The organism is Persicobacter diffluens (genome assembly GCF_036244895.1).
Lineage (GTDB): Bacteria > Bacteroidota > Bacteroidia > Cytophagales > Cyclobacteriaceae > Persicobacter > Persicobacter diffluens.
On the sequence record NZ_BQKE01000001.1, the window covers coordinates 3,534,221 to 3,549,859 of the forward strand.

Here is a 15,639-nt window from a genome sequence, read left to right on the forward strand (position 1 = left end):
GCAGGAGTGTCCACCAAAAGCGCCCAAACCGGACTACTCAGACCTCCCTAGTCAAAGGTAAATGATTTAAAAATATTTTAAGGTAAAATCGCTCATGATTAGCAGGATTTCCACCAGAAAATAATTAAAAATTATAGTTTTATTGTTCCCTCAAAAACCTGCTCGGCTGGTCCTATCAGGAAAATGTTTTCAAATTCATTCGGGCCCACCTGCTCAAAGCTCACTTTCAGGTTACCACCCATTACTTTGATGTTCACCGGAGAGGGCATGCCTTCAATATGCGAAGCCAGGGCACAAGCGGTCACACCCGTTCCGCAGGAAAGGGTTTCATCCTCCACACCGCGCTCATAGGTTCTGACGAAAATGTCCTGCTCGCCCAAACGCTGTACGAAGTTCACATTGGTGCCTTCGGCCTTGAAGCGTTCATTATAACGAACGGCCTGTCCTTCCTGATAAACCTTCAGGTTTTCCACATCCTCCACAAAGCGCACATAGTGTGGTGATCCGGTATTGATGAAATAATCCCTGCCGATTTGCTCCGCCCCTTTCACATTAGGCATTTTCAGGTGAATCAGCTCCGGCGTGATCTTCGCATGCAAGCCTCCTTCAATCGTAAGGAAGTAAGTTTCCTCCTTCACCAAACCCAAAAATTCCGCAAAGCGCACCCCGCATCGGCTACCATTTCCGCAAAGACTTTTCGTCCCGTCGGAATTGAAATAGACCATTTCGAAGTCATAGCCTTCCTTATGCTGAATCAGGATCAGACCGTCGCCGCCTATGCCAAATCTGCGGTCGCATAGTCGCTGCACCAATGCAATATTTTCAGGATCGAAAACCATCTCGCGGTTGTCGATCATCACAAAGTCATTTCCAGTACCCTGATATTTATAAAATGCTAAGGAATCCATTCCGTATTTTCTTCAATAATAACCTTAAAATCAAGCCATTGACCAGCCCACTCAGACCTCCTCACTTCAACGACGGCTCGAAACTACTCATTTCATGGCAAAGATTATACAAAGCTCTGAAAATATGACAAAAAGACAGCTAATCCTTTTTTTACTTTGGGGCTTCCCTTCGTTACACTCGGTCGGGCACTCGCAGCTCGCTCTTTTTGCGCGCCCGCTACGCTTTCCCGCTGCAAAAAGGAGCTCAAACAAACCTGCTCCATCCCTAAGCCACGGCATTTGGGAAAATGCACCAGTCGGGCTAAGGATAGAGGCCTTTGCGAAGCTCCTTTGAGGGTGCTCAAGGCGTAATCCCTCAAAGAGCGACGGCCGAAAGCCTGACCTGAACAGCGTGAAGGAAGCCCCCGAAAAAAGCACTTCCATTTTTATCATCGATCCCTTAGCTTGCAGAAAACCAAGCCTGTGTTCACCATGAACCCTACCGAATATTTCCAACCCCTCCGACAAGCCTTTGAAGCATTGGCCAATCCGGATGAGCAAAAAAGCATGAAAGCCTATATGAAGGGCCAATTTGATTATTATGGCATTCGGGCACCGGAAAGACGGGAGGCCATCAAATATTTTTTGAAGGAAGCCAGGCTCCCTCTGGCGGATCAACTGCCGGATTATCTACACTATTTATGGGAGCAGCCGGAGAGGGAGTGGCAGTATATGGGCATTGAGCTGATTCAAAAGATGAAGAAAAAGTGGGGGCCGGAATTCATTCTGACACTGGAAGAGCTGGTTTTGCAAAAATCCTGGTGGGACACCATTGATTTTCTGGCTACCCATGGAGTGGGGGCGCATTTCCAGCGCTTTCCCGAGCAAATGAAGGATTATGTGGAGAAATGGTGCGTACAGGAAAACATCTGGTTGCGTCGGACGGCTATCCTGTATCAATTAAAGTACAAGCAGGCGACGGATCTGCCCTGGCAGCAGTGGATTATTGAACAAAATCTGGGGACCAAGGAGTTCTTCCTCAATAAAGCCATTGGCTGGTCCTTGCGGGAAATCTCCAAAACCAATGCCGCCTGGGTGGAGCAATTTGTGGAAGATCATCCAGAATTGGCCCAATTGTCCAAAACGGAGGCCTTAAAATGGATTAAGAAAAATGCTTAATTTGAGCTTATGAATTTCATATACTATATCGTTGCCGTATTGATTGGCGCCGCCGCAGCCGTACAGGTAGGGGTGAACAGCTCCCTGAAAATCAGCACGGGAAGCCCGATCCTGGCGTCCTTTGCTAATTTCTCGGTAGGTTGGCTGGCCATCTTTGTACTTTTAATGATACAGCAAAAAGGACAAGTTGGGGAAATTATCCAATCCTATTCAGGGCTTGAAAAATGGAAGTTTACCGGTGGCTTATTGGGGAGCTTTTTTGTAACCAGCCTGGTGATTGTAACGCCCAAAATTGGCATGACCTCCACGCTGACACTGGTGATTGCCGGTCAGCTGGTATTAGCGCTAATTCTGGATCATTTCGGCTGGCTGGGCATGCAACAACAACCGATCAGCTGGATGAAAATTTTGGGGATTGGCATAATGGTGCTGGGGGTGTGGATTATTCAAAAATTCTGAATGCTCAGATTTAACGACTTGACTAAGTGCGTTTTAATGCATCTCAGGTGTTTTTAGCTACTTTTTGATTGAACTGGTCTAGATCCATAATCCCAGGTGCATTATTTAAAATTTTCTTAGCTAGTTTATCTGGTAACCCAATCCAAAGCGTAGCACTACTATCCCAGCAAACTATTTCAAACAGAGAATCTTTAAGTTGTTTTTTAGGACTGCCTTTCCAAAATCCTGGATTACCCTCTACATAAGGTTTTTTACTTAACCCGGATTATTCATGCTTTAATCCTCGTTTAGCTGCTAGGCGGGAAAAATGAAGGAATAGTTTCTTATTTCGAGTTTTTTCCAACGAAGCAGATGAATGAGGAGAAAGCAAGCATAGCCAAATTTGAGCTATAGATAATTCGATAAAATTAATAATAACAATTTGACAACTAGGTTTTTATATCGACTAACTAAATCTAGCGGTGAATAATTCGGGTTAACCTAGGTTCTGCTCCTGAAGGAAAAGCTGAAATTACAGCCCATATAAATTGATAATCGTCCTTATTAATTCTCAACTTCAATTCTCGTCCAGTGATCCAGGTGGGATCTTCCATTAGAGTCCAGCCTCCTTCAATATCAGAAAAATGCCAGTCATAATCTTCCAGATTAATTTCCATCCATTTCTCAATAGCTCTTAAGCTGGTGAACCATTCGACTTCTTTAGTATTTTCCTGAATTAAATTCATTGTTTAATTTGTAGCTAACAACAAAACTTATCTCACCACCAATAAATGCCCTTTAGCGCGGGTTACGGCGGTATAACTCCATCGAATGGACTCCTTTTCATCCCGCATATATTGGGTGCCTTCAAAATCCACAAATACAAACTGCCACTCACCGCCCTGGGCTTTGTGGCCGGTAATGGCATAACCGTATTTCAAACGAAGCGCATTGAAGTAAGGATCTTCCCCCAGCTTTTCGTTGAACTTCTTGCTGCCTGGCTTCAGCTTGGGGTATCGGTTGCGGAAATGCTGATAAAGGGCCTTCCTTTCTAAAGCGGTGATGTCCCGATTGGGAGAATCCAGCAAGCTGTCAATAATTTTCCCCTCAATTTCCTGTGCTTCCCCCTCACTATCGATCACTTCCAGGAACACATCCCGAAAGCGCAAGACCACTTCCTGCTTACTCCAGTTTTTAGTTTCAGGATCAAAAACATCCACCCTCACCGCTTCTTCCTCCGCCTCCGGATCCATATCAATCACCCTGGCAAAATCCCCATTCAGCAGTTCCACCTCATAAGCATAATTATTCGTGCAAAGCATCAGGCGATCGCCGATTTGCAGGCCATGCTGATGGGGAAAAAGCTGTTGTCGAATGGCCTGATTATATTGCAAGGCCAATCGGTTAGAAAAAGTCACCAGAATCACTTCCTCCAAGCCTGATTTCTTCTGGGCCCGATCATAATAATCCACTATATTTTCACGGGGAGCGCGGTGCACATCCGAAAGGGAAAAATTAAAGGCAGGGCGTAAACCTTCCCCGCGTAAATGATTCCGCAGCTGGGTGGCATATTCCAAAATCCCACTGTCTTTTCCCTGCCGAACCACCTCGGTGAGTTGAAAGCTCTCACAATTCAGCTCGTAAGTTTCCCGCAAATAATCCTTGGAAAGAGCACAGGAAAATGATGCGCCCACCGGTGGCAGCTGCCCGGGATCACCCACAAACAGAATCTTCCTGCGGCAAGTACCTTTTTCCGGCTCTTGTTTACTGTATTTGATAAAATCCTGCAATAAGCGACCGCTCCCAAACTGGTACATCTCGCCATCATTGGCGGTATCATTCACCATAGAGGCCTCATCCACGATATAAACCGTATTGCCTACATCATCATTTTGGCGAGTTCTGTAATGGTATTTCACATTGCCTAAATGCTTACCTTTTTTCCCACCACGCTCTTCTTCCATCAATGAAAAAGAATAAATGGATTTATGAATGGTATAGGCCGGCTCCTGCGCTTTGGTACCTAAAACCTTGGCGGCCCTTCCGGTTGGAGCCATCAAACGATACTCCCGCTCGCGGGTATCCAGCCATTCGAGCAGTTGTTGGACTAAAAAGGTTTTACCGGTACCGGCATAGCCCTTTAAAATCATCACTTCCGTCTCTTTGGATTTGATGAAAGCCTTGAACTTTTCAAAGAATTCGGCTTGCCCTTTCGTCAATGTGATGGTTTTCATTTACAAACAGCTTTGTGGATAAATCAGGAACAAAAATGAAATCTTAAAACGAATTTTCCGAAAAATATTCCCTGATCCTTTCTTTGTGGACAAGTAAGGTTAGTAAGTATATTTGTCGGATTTAAAATCAAATATAAGTCGGATTTATCAACATAGTTGTCGACTATCCACATAGTTGTTCACTTTTCCACATTTTATAGCATTGATTTACAATTGATTATCAAATTGTATTATTCCTAAAACCTTTTCCAATGGATTGTGGTAAAGTCTGTGAATCAAAACAATTCATTATGGGAATCATTTCTTGGATTATCTTCGGCTTGATCGCCGGAATTTTGAGCAAATGGATCATGCCCGGAAATGATCCGGGAGGTTTCATTGTTACCATTATCATCGGGATTGCCGGAGCGGTGGTCGGGGGATTTATTGGTTCATTACTAGGATTCGGTGGTGTGGATGGATTTAATATCGGCTCTTTTGCCATTGCAGTAGTCGGGGGACTGGTTGTCCTCTGGGGCTATCGGAAAATAAAAGGGTAAACAAAAAATCGCATGTTCCACAAAGTTTCACGGATGCATGCGATTTTTTATTTTACTGATTTACTGATAATTATGTTTGTTTCACAGTGTTCCACATATTTATCTTAAGCCGAATTACGGATGCTTGAATCCTCATTTAGCTGCAAGGCCGGAAAAATGAAGGAACTTTTCCTATTTCGAGTTCTGATAGCATTTGACTAAAATATTGTTCAAGTTCAAAATGATTATCATTTTCACTCATTCCAGCTAGAACCAACAAAAATTCAGACTCAAGGCTTTCTTTCAACCCGCTAATGGCTGCTAGTAGTTGATCTGAAGTCCTATACTCAGGTACTGGGCTTTTTCAAAAAAAGCTAGACCGGCTATTCAATCGTTTCTTTTTCATTTTTTCTTGATAAAAAACGAAACAAAAAAATCAAGGCTGTGATCAATGTCGGCGGGACAAAGAACCTGCTGCCGGAATCCATCAAGGCGACATTTGCAGATGACGCGAGTCTGGTATAGTATTGCAGAAATGTCGCTGTGATGCCTTCTGTTCGCCAGCAGAGCCTTTGTCTATCCGCCCATTGGGAACTTGATCATTTCTATAATTTGTAGTTTTGTGAAAAAGCCGTGTTCTCAAGTACAAAATCTGCTATTTTTTCTCTGAACGTCACTTAAACCTTCTCTTTAATTTATCCATAACAAAAGACTTTCCCCTCGACCACTTTATCAATAAGGATCAAGGGGAGCGCCCTCACTTCCGCTCATTATCTGCTGTTCCACGGCGTTTCACAAAGAAACCACAATAAGTAATTCACTCATTAACAAGCCAATCCAATTGTTCCACGAAGTTCCACAACTATTCATGGAAATAAACCCGCTTTACCCGGTTACTGATCAGCGTGAGCACCTCATAGGGGATGGTTCCGGCCGCCTCAGACAAGGCCAACAGACTTTTCTGGTCATCAAACAAAATCACTTCATCTCCTTCTTTGGCAGCAATTCCTGTGACATCCACCATGCACATGTCCATGCATACATTTCCGATAATCGGTACCCGCTGTCCGTTAATTTTCACTTTCACCCGTCCATTTCCAAAAGCACGCTGAAAACCATCGGCATAACCTATGGCAATGGTGGCAATTTTTTTAGTGGCTTCCACTTTTCCTTTTCTGCTATAGCCTACGGTTTCTCCGGCGGGAATCTCCTTAATTTGAGAAATAAAGGTTTTCAGACGAGCAGGAACTTTTAATGCCTGATCATATTTTCCGGTGACCTCCACTCCGTGCAATCCAATCCCAAGCCGGACCATATCAAAATGGTACTCCGGAAAACGAACGATTCCGGCAGAATTACACAAATGACAAAGCGGATCTATATTTAATTCCGCCTTCAAAAGCGATACCGCTTCCTGAAAACGCCTGGCCTGTTCATGGGAAAAATCATTGAACTGCGCTTCATCGGCTCCGGACAGGTGACTGAAAATCCCTTTCACTTTAAGCTCCGGATAATTTTTCAATTGCTCAATCAAAGCAGGTATTTCACTAGGCATAAAGCCCAGACGATGCATACCCGAATCAATTTTTAAATGGATGGAAGATTGTTTTCCATTGGCTCTCAAAAACTCCCCAAAGGCTTTCAGTTGGCCAAAACCAAAAATTTCCGGTTCTAACTGGTAGCGCACCAGGGCCTCAAAGGTATCCTCATGACAATTCATCACCATGATGGGCAGGTGAATGCCATTTTTCCTTAACTCAACACCTTCATCGGGAAAAGCCACGCCCAGATAATCCACCCGGTGATATTGCAACAGCTGCGCCACTTCCAGATTTCCACTGCCATAGGCAAAGGCTTTCACCATCACCATCAGTTTGGTTTTAGGCTTTAAAAGGGAGCGGTAGAAATTCAAATTCTCGGCCATCGCGTCCAGACTCAGTTCCAGCCGTGTTCCATGAACCTTAGCCTCCAGCTCCCGCACTACCTGCTCAAATCCAAAATGCCGGGCTCCTTTTACCAAAATCAACTCCTCCTGCCAGGGAATCTGATGCTCCAGGCTTCGCAAAAAGCTTTCAGTATCAGGAAAAAAAGTAGCTTCTATGCCCTGGAAAGCGGATTGATATGCTGAAATTTGCGAACCGATTCCTACAAAATGTGTGATTCTGCGATCTGATAGCAAACGATTCACCTGTTGATACAATTCCTCTTCTGACATGCCCGACTGCGCTATATCTGAAAGAATCACCCGCTTTACCGGCCGTTGATTTTGTTGCACCAAAAAGTCGAGCGCCATTTCAAGCCCCAGCAAATCGTTATTGTAAGTGTCGTCAATAATATAGTTTTCCTGCACCCCCCGCTTCAACTCCAGGCGCATAGATGGTGCTTTAAACTGCTTGACAATTCGTTGGATATCCTCCATGGAATATTCCAAAAATTGCAGGACCGTCAGAATATGAAAGGTGTTTTCCAGAGAAGCTTCATCTACAAAAGGCAAAAACAGTAAATCCTGCTCATTTACCTTCACAATAGTTTGGCCTTTTTCCTTACCCACAATTTTATAGCGATAAGGCGCCTGATGTTCAGTAGACCAGGCAAGCAGCTTGCTGTCTTTTAAAAAACTTTTGACTTGTTTATCAATCAGCTGATGATCTTTACAATAAACCAATGCCTCCACTTCCTGAAACAGCATCAGTTTTTCCCGCACCTTTTGCTCCTGACTTTCAAAACCAGCCGCATGCGCACTGCCTATATTGGTGAAGATTCCCAATGTAGGCTGAATAATGACCTGCAGTCGCTGCATCTCTCCGGCTTGAGAAATTCCAGCCTCAAAAAGTCCGATCTGATGACGCTCATTCAGGGCCCAAACCGATAGTGGCACCCCCACCTGTGAATTATAACTTTTAGGGCTGCTGCAAACTACCCAACGCTTAGAAAGGGCCTCATGCAACCATTCCTTCACCACTGTCTTGCCATTACTCCCGGTAACCGCAATGACCGGTATTCCGAATTGAGCACGATGTTTGGCCACCAGGGCCTGCATGGCACGCAAGCTGTTGGGTACAATAATAATATTCGCATCCGGGAAATCCCTCAAAGTCCCTTCCCACTTTTGAACCACAAATTGCCGGATACCCTGACGGTACAATGTTTCCACAAATTGATGGCCATCATGTCGGGGGCCTTGCAAAGCAAAAAACAAAGCGGATTCGCTGATCACCGCCTTTCGACTATCGATTAACAGGCTTTCAATTTTCCTGTTTTCCACCATTTGGAGGATTTCCCCTCCCATAATTTTTGCTAACTGACTAAAATTCATGGATCTTCCGCATTTAATGTGATGCGCATTCTTAAACTGTCCTCCTGCCAAAAGCCCATAAAAGACCCTTTATTACTTTTGGATTATTCCTAATCGTTAGGTGAATTAGGGCCCTGAATCGGCCCTAAAACTGGCCTACAGGACCAGGTGCTCCAGAGGATGATTTTCAAATACACTAAAGCCTGCCGGCGATTTGCTCAATGTACGAAAAGCACTTTATTTTTTATTAAATTCTTACTTCTCTACCTTCTATTTTTATAATTTGAGGGTGTGAAATAATATTTTTCAGATATTCCTCTAAATTCGTAAAGCAATACCGCCAATTATCAACAGGCACTCCCGGAAGCGGCCCTGTTGAGTTGAGATGATCATATGAAAAAAGAAACATCAAATATAGAAAGCCTGGTCAGTAACCTCACCGGCTATGTGGAGTCCAGAATAGAACTGGCGAAATTACAGGTGGGGGAACAAGCGGCCTGGGTACTTTCACGCGCATTAATTTCTATAGTGCTCATTTTCCTATTCGGCTTATTCTTTCTATTTGCCACCATAGCGCTGGGGTATTTTCTCAACGCTGTACTCAATAGCGTTTATCTGGGCTTTGTAATCATTGCCGGTTTTTATTTGTTGATCATTGTGCTGATCGCGGCCCTCAGAGCAAAAATAATTAATACCATTATGAACTGGTTCTATGAAATAATGGAGACCATGGAGGAGGAAACCAATGAATGATGTAAAAAGCAAATTCAAAGCCCGTAAGCTGGAGCTTAAGAAACAAAATAATGAACAGCTTACTGCCTTAACCAATGACCTGATTGGCATTAAGAACGATACGGTCAATATGGGTAAAAAGGTAACCAAAACCTCACTGGGTATTTTGGGTGGATACATTGGACTGAAAGTCATTAGCTGGATCAGTGGTTCGAAAAAGAAAAACACCTCTCATATTGCACCCATGGCAGCAGCAGCTCCTGCAGCACCAACAGTGGAAGCATCAAAAGGAGATAAAGACCTGGGCAATACCATCAAAAAGTCTCTGGCTGAAAATCTCGTTTACTTCCTGGTAAGCTTAGCGAAACAAAAAATGCAAAATGAACTCTCTGGAAAAATGGGGGAAGAATAGCATGAATCATATTTACCCAACCATTGTAAAAAAGCAAACCTCCGCAAAAAAAATGCTGGCGGTTTTAATTGACCCTGATAAAGCCCATGACCAGGAAAGCTTAACGCCTCTGCTAGAAAAATGTCAGGATTCAGGGGTTGATTTCATATTCGTGGGCGGTAGCCGAGTTCCGGAAGGTTATACGGAAAAGGCCGTCAATGTAATAAAAGAACATACCCATATTCCGGTACTCTTATTTCCGGGACATTCCAACCAAATTTCTCAAAAGGCCGATGCCTTACTGTTCCTTTCTCTGATTTCGGGAAGAAATCCGGAATTTTTGATAGGACATCACATCAAAGCTGCCCCCCAACTCAAAAAATGGGGACTGGAGAGTATTCCCACTGGCTATATTCTGATAGATGGAGGAAAAATCACTTCGGTGGCAGCAGTAAGTCAAACGGTACCCCTTCCTTCGGACGAGCCTAAACTTATAGCCAATACTGCCCTGGCCGGCCAATTTTTGGGAATGAAACTCATTTATCTAGAGGCTGGAAGTGGAGCGCTCGAGGCGGTAAGCAGCCAGATTATCCGACAGGTAAAAGACGAATTGGAGATTCCTCTGATCGTCGGAGGCGGAATCAACACCGCTGACAAAGCAGCCTGGGCCTGGGCAGCAGGGGCAGACTTAATTGTGATGGGAAACAGCCTGGAGCGTAAACCTGCGCTTTTGGAGGAGGTTTTGCGCATTAAGGAAAATTACAATAACAACTTATAATCATAATAAAAATTACAACTGATTTTTATTTATTATTCGGGGGAATTCCTTTACTTGCTTATAACAAACTGCCCTGGTAGTTAATCCGAATTATTCATTGCCAAATTAACCGACTCGTCTTAAACAGTTTATTTTCAAATCAATAATGCTATACTGCTGATTTGTTAATAGCCCCGATTTGGGCAAGCTCGCTTTCTCCACCTTCATCTGCTCTCTTGGAAAAAATTTGGAACAGGAAAAATTCCTCCCTTTTTCCGCCATGCAGCCAAAGGAGGGTTTAAACATGAATAATCCGGGTTAAGCATTTCATAATTTTTTCACCCATATCATGCCAAATCAAAAAATACTCATGCTGGGCTGGGAGTTCCCTCCCCTTCTGAACGGAGGACTAGGAATTGCCTCTCTGGAATTATGTAAAGCCCTCAGCAGACTCGTGGATATCAGCCTGATTCTCCCCCGGGCTGATCAGGCCTACCGCATTGAACAAGTCACCACCTATGGCATGGATGAGGTGGAGATCAACGAAATTCTGGAGGAAAAAGGGCATGAAGCTTACACGGAATTCGTAAAAAAAACGCGCTATATTGATGTCAACCTGGACCCTTACAGCGACATCAAAACCTCCGTACCACAAACTTACGAAGAAGCTGTTCACGGCTTTCGGCCAGTGACCACCTATCGGGAAATACCATACAAAAAACAAATTCCGGCCACACCGACCACTGTGGAAAAATTAATTCCTTTACCGGTCAGTCAGGAAGTTTTCCCAGATATCCCTAATGTCTTTAAAGTGGGGCCTGTTTATGGAGATAATCTTATTCAAAAGGTAAAAGCCTATGCCGAATATGTGAAGGTGATGGCGGATGAATTTGATTTTGACATTATCCATGCCCATGACTGGATGACCTTCCCAGCAGCCATGGCCCTGAAGGCGATCACCGGTAAACCTTTGGTGGCACATGTCCATTCCCTGCAATATGACCGGAGTGGCCTGACCCAGGAAGATTACATCACCCATATAGAGCGGGAAATGATGAAAACTGCTGACCGCATTATCCCGGTTAGTCGATATACCGCAGGTAAGCTCATTCAGGAATATGACTGCGATGTACGCAAAATCACCCATGTGCATAATGGCATCAGTTGGCATCAGGTAGAGCGAAAAGCCAAACCTTTCCCGAATCCGCTGGTCATGTTTGCAGGCAGGCTCACCCAGCAGAAGAATCCGGAGATGTTTGTGGAAGTCGCGGAAAAAGTGCTGGAGCATTGCCCCGATTGCCGGTTTGTGGTGGTGGGTGATGGCGATCAGTATGCGCGGGTCATTGAAAGAGCGGCATCACCAACACTGATCGGGAAATGCCATTTCACCGGCTATATGCCACATGAGCAAGTGCAGGAAATCTTTGCCATGGCAGATGTTTATTGTCTCACTTCTAATTCAGAGCCCTTTGGCCTGACGGCCCTGGAAGCTGCAATGCTGGGTATTCCTGTCATTCTGACTAACCGAGCAGGAGCCGGGGAGGTCTTACGCTCCGCACCAAAAGTTGGCATCAAGCAATCCAGACGAATGGCGCAGGAAATTATTGCCTTGCTCAAGGATGATTATCACAGAGCAGCGCAAAAAGAAGCCGCCTATATGGATTTAAAAAATGCCACCTGGGGAACTTCGGCTTATAAGATCAAGAAAATTTACCAACAGATCGTGGCGGCTCAAACTTCTGAAAACACTTTCATAGCAGCAGGAGAGTCCCCAACCAATACGCATTTAGAAGAAGAGGCTTTGGTACCATGAAAAATAGCAAAAGCATATTCCTCCACTGGCAGTTTCACCAGAACTTAAGCCTGAGGAAAAGTCATTTTTTTGCGCCAAATCCACAAGAACTTTTGGATCAGGAAAAAATGGTGGCGGATACATTGGAATGGGTTCACCGTATTGGACGACCCTGGCTGGATCAGTTTCAGGAAATTACCAACCAACATCCTGATTTCTTTTGTATGCTCCAGTTTTCTGCCTCGCTATTACAAAGGCTGGAACGTTTTTATCCGGAAATGCTGGAGAAATTACAAGTGTTGAAACAAAAGGGCAATATTGACTTTTCCTGTGCGCCATACTATAACGGATTGTCCTACCTACTAAATGATGATCAGTTGGAGGAACAAATTCATCTGCATCAAAAACAGATAAAAGCATGCTTCGATTCAGATGTGGAGACTTATTGCGGACCCGCATTATTATTTCACCCTTCCTTATATCCAGCATTAGAAAAGCGGAATATTCGAAGCATCATCACCTGGGGATTTGGATTTCCTTATAACCAAATGCATCCGGCGGAGGGATCTGATCTGGAAATTATTGCCGGCAATGCCGGAATAACGCAACAACTGAACTATCGGGCGGCCTCCCTGCTTCAGCAGGTCAGCCCAGAACGATATGTGGCATATTTAATGGAAGAGGAGGGAAAGCAGCTGAATATATTACTGGATCAGGAAGTCTTCCTTCAAAAAGACAATCAATCTGCAGTCTTTGATATTCTTAAAACATTGGCCGAACAAAATAGTGTGCATTGGGCCATGCCTTCCGAAGTAATAGGAGATGCGGGAGCTTTTGAAAAGCTGGCGGGAGACCTATGGGGCAATATGAATCTACTTCCGGATTTAATCGAAACCAATAAACTGCAACATGCCGCCATGGAAGCCATTTATTATGGAAATAAGCCAACGCTACAATTGCTTCAGGCGATTGACATTTTCCAAAGGCTCAGCAGCAAAGACGAAAATCGACATCGCTTTTATGCTAATCTGAATAATCTGATCGGAGAGACTATCGCCTGATTACATAAAAAAACTTGCTCCTCCAAAACAAACGACCATGCCCAATAGCCATCCCCAATAAACCTCATCGGGTTTGTGGGCATTTAAATACAAACGAGCACTCATCGTAAGTCCTGAAAACAGGGTAATCAAAGCCATCAGCTCCATTACGCCTTCCACGGGTTGGCTCAACTGGAATGCCAGCACAAAGCCTAACAACCCACCCCAGCCGGCACTGTGTACACTGATCTTATAGAAAAGGGTAATGCAGGAAAGAAGGAAAATTAAAAAAGTCATGATGACTACCGCCTTCCAAAATGGGCCCGTCAGCCCCCATTGTTCATGAAGCATATAGGCCGTTAGCCCGTAAAAAAAAGACACAAAGAAAAAAGGTAAAATCCGCTCCTCTCGGCTTTCCATTTTCAAAGACTTTACCAACTTCCGACTAACCGCCATAATTAGTAAAGAGGACAAGGGTAGTGCTGAGGTTATCAAAAACATCACCCCCACAAATTTCAAGTTTAATGCCTGAGGTGGTAACTCCACCAGGAAAGGAAAAAGGTAAACCACTATTGCACTAAAATAGGTACACATCAATAAAGGATGCGACAATACAGATATTATGTGTGCGAGGGTACGGTTCACGGAAAATTTTGACGTTTGATTGATGGCCTGCTGTTCTACTGGTAAAGACAATTTGGGAGAATTTGGCTTAAAAATATAATATCTAAAAATACACGGACTAAATCCTACTGTCTCAAAAATACAAAGCCCAATTGAATTGGGCCTGCTATTAAATCTGTTTTCTTAATCGTGCTACCGGAATATTAAGTTGCTCCCGGTATTTGGCGACAGTCCGGCGGGCAATTTTGTAGCCTTTATCTTTGAGCAATTTCTCCAGTTTATCATCTGAAAGCGGCTTTTTCTTATCTTCCTCATCAATCAGGCCTTTCAATACATGCTTCACTTCCCGACTGGAAACATCCTCTCCGGTGTCAGTGGTGATCCCTTCTGAGAAGAAATATTTCAAAGGAAAAATCCCGAATTCCGTCTGAATCGCTTTACTATTCGCTACACGAGAAACGGTCGAAATATCCATTTCAATTTTATCAGCAATATCTTTCAGAATCATTGGCCTCAACTTGGCCTCATCTCCGGTAAGGAAAAATTCATTCTGATGCACCAAAATACATCCCATGGTATTAAGCAAAGTTTCCTGACGCTGGCGAATGGCATCAATAAACCATTTGGCCGCATCCAGCTTTTGCTTCACAAACATGACCGTATCCCGCAAATTCTTATCCTTTTTGTCACTCTTATCATAAGCGTCCATCATTTCCGCATAAGAACGACTGACTTTCAGGTCAGGAGCATTTTTGGAATTCAGACTCAAATCCAACTTGCCATTATCATTGGTCAGGATAAAGTCCGGAATTAAATATTGATTTTTCACCAGGCCTTCCGTAATCCCGCCCGGTTTGGGGTTTAATCTAACAATGGTTTCAAAAGCTTCTCTCAGGCGATCCTCCTCTTTAATATTCAGACGACGCATGATTTTCTCATAATGCTTTTTGGTAAAATCATTAAAACATTCCTCCATGATGCGGATCGCATCTTCCGTTGCTTCATCCGGATCCTGACGACGCTTCAGCTGCAGCAGCAAACATTCCTGCAGATCACGGGCCGCGATACCGGCCGGATCAAATTGTTGGATCTGCACCAATACCGATTCCAATTCCTCCAGATTAGTCTCAATATTTCGGGAAAAAGCCAGATCATTCACGATCATTTCCAAGTCACGACGGATATAACCGTCATTCTCAATACTTCCAATCAGCTGCTCTCCCAATAATTTTTGATGATCATTCAGAGGAAGAAAACTCAGCTGGTCTTTGAGCTGCTCCTGCAGGGTGGTCATGGAAGAAATCGGAATATCCTTTTCCTCTTCATCACCGCTACCATCTCCGTACATTTTATAACCACTGAAATCATCATGCAGGTACTCCTCTACACTAATTTCATTGTCCATATATTCATCAGAACCTTCTGAGGCTTCAAAATCATCCTGTTGCGCATAGGGATCTTCCGCATCATCACGTCCTTCTTCCAGGGCCGGATTAGCCTCCAGCTCTTCCTCCACACGTGCTTCCAACTCGGCTGTCGGTACCTGCAACAGTTTGATAAACTGTATCTGCTGCGGGGAAAGCTTCTGCGATAACGTTTGAGTAAGTCCTAATTTTTGCATGGGCTTTTGTGATTTTTTCTTCTGAACCTAAAATAAGGCAAGATTTTTGTTAGTGCGAGCAAATCTTTGAGAATTTTTCGGAATTTAAACAAAATCATGTCCGATTCTAATCTCTTCTTGATAAAAGACAT

General features: G+C 43.9%; 14 protein-coding genes. 8 read left to right on the forward strand and 6 right to left on the reverse strand.

The features are described from left to right. Positions 1-131 precede the first annotated feature (131 nt). Positions 132-908 (reverse strand): diaminopimelate epimerase, encoded by a 777-nt coding sequence (gene dapF, locus AAA970_RS14620; protein ID WP_053406479.1) that lies wholly within the window; start codon positions 906-908, stop codon positions 132-134. 471 nt (positions 909-1,379) lie between these two features. On the opposite strand from dapF, the gene AAA970_RS14625 reads away from it, so the two are divergent. Then, entirely contained in the window at positions 1,380-2,066 is a 687-nt protein-coding gene (locus AAA970_RS14625; RefSeq protein WP_338237640.1) for a DNA alkylation repair protein, read from the forward strand. 9 nt (positions 2,067-2,075) lie between these two features. Next, positions 2,076-2,525, forward strand: coding sequence for a DMT family transporter (locus tag AAA970_RS14630; protein WP_338237641.1), 450 nt, complete (start codon positions 2,076-2,078; stop codon positions 2,523-2,525). 455 nt (positions 2,526-2,980) lie between these two features. On the opposite strand, the gene AAA970_RS14635 is transcribed toward AAA970_RS14630, so the two are convergent. Both AAA970_RS14635 and AAA970_RS14640 read right to left on the reverse strand, forming a co-directional pair. Further along, positions 2,981-3,250, reverse strand: a complete 270-nt coding sequence (locus AAA970_RS14635; protein WP_338237642.1) for a hypothetical protein — start codon at positions 3,248-3,250, stop codon at positions 2,981-2,983. A gap of 27 nt (positions 3,251-3,277) precedes the next feature. Then, complete coding sequence (locus tag AAA970_RS14640; RefSeq protein ID WP_338237643.1) at positions 3,278-4,738, reverse strand: ATP-dependent DNA helicase; 1,461 nt, start codon at positions 4,736-4,738, stop codon at positions 3,278-3,280. A 290-nt stretch (positions 4,739-5,028) separates the two neighbouring features. Between AAA970_RS14640 and AAA970_RS14645 the strand changes: the two genes are divergently transcribed. Then, on the forward strand, positions 5,029-5,277 hold the full coding sequence (locus AAA970_RS14645) for a GlsB/YeaQ/YmgE family stress response membrane protein (RefSeq protein WP_338237644.1): 249 nt from the start codon (positions 5,029-5,031) through the stop codon (positions 5,275-5,277). A gap of 841 nt (positions 5,278-6,118) precedes the next feature. On the opposite strand, the gene AAA970_RS14650 is transcribed toward AAA970_RS14645, so the two are convergent. After that, positions 6,119-8,572 carry a bifunctional UDP-N-acetylmuramoyl-tripeptide:D-alanyl-D-alanine ligase/alanine racemase gene (locus AAA970_RS14650; protein ID WP_338237645.1) on the reverse strand — a complete coding sequence of 818 codons (2,454 nt, stop codon included), beginning with the start codon at positions 8,570-8,572 and terminating at the stop codon, positions 6,119-6,121. Positions 8,573-8,944: 372 nt separating this feature from the next. Between AAA970_RS14650 and AAA970_RS14655 the strand changes: the two genes are divergently transcribed. The 5 genes from AAA970_RS14655 (at position 8,945) to AAA970_RS14675 (ending at position 13,284) form a co-directional block, all read left to right on the forward strand. Beyond that, positions 8,945-9,304 carry a phage holin family protein gene (locus AAA970_RS14655; RefSeq protein ID WP_053406473.1) on the forward strand — a complete coding sequence of 120 codons (360 nt, stop codon included), beginning with the start codon at positions 8,945-8,947 and terminating at the stop codon, positions 9,302-9,304. After that, on the forward strand, positions 9,297-9,695 hold the full coding sequence (locus AAA970_RS14660; RefSeq protein WP_338237646.1) for a hypothetical protein: 399 nt from the start codon (positions 9,297-9,299) through the stop codon (positions 9,693-9,695). The genes AAA970_RS14655 and AAA970_RS14660 overlap by 8 nt, the downstream gene beginning before the upstream one ends. Before the next feature lies 1 nt (position 9,696). After that, entirely contained in the window at positions 9,697-10,452 is a 756-nt protein-coding gene (locus AAA970_RS14665; protein WP_338237647.1) for a phosphoglycerol geranylgeranyltransferase, read from the forward strand. 328 nt (positions 10,453-10,780) lie between these two features. Then, positions 10,781-12,244 (forward strand): glycosyltransferase, encoded by a 1,464-nt coding sequence (locus AAA970_RS14670; protein WP_338237648.1) that lies wholly within the window; start codon positions 10,781-10,783, stop codon positions 12,242-12,244. Next, the gene (locus AAA970_RS14675) at positions 12,241-13,284 is read left to right on the forward strand and encodes a hypothetical protein (RefSeq protein ID WP_338237649.1); all 1,044 of its coding nucleotides are present in this window, start codon (positions 12,241-12,243) and stop codon (positions 13,282-13,284) included. Before AAA970_RS14670 ends, AAA970_RS14675 begins: the two co-directional genes overlap by 4 nt. Here AAA970_RS14675 and AAA970_RS14680 read toward each other — a convergent pair whose 3' ends face one another. Beyond that, a complete protein-coding gene (locus AAA970_RS14680) occupies positions 13,285-13,959 on the reverse strand; it encodes a hypothetical protein (protein ID WP_053406468.1) in 675 nt (224 codons plus the stop codon). Positions 13,960-14,056: 97 nt separating this feature from the next. Beyond that, positions 14,057-15,508, reverse strand: coding sequence for an RNA polymerase factor sigma-54 (rpoN, locus tag AAA970_RS14685; RefSeq protein ID WP_338237650.1), 1,452 nt, complete (start codon positions 15,506-15,508; stop codon positions 14,057-14,059). Between the last annotated feature and the right edge of the window lie 131 nt (positions 15,509-15,639).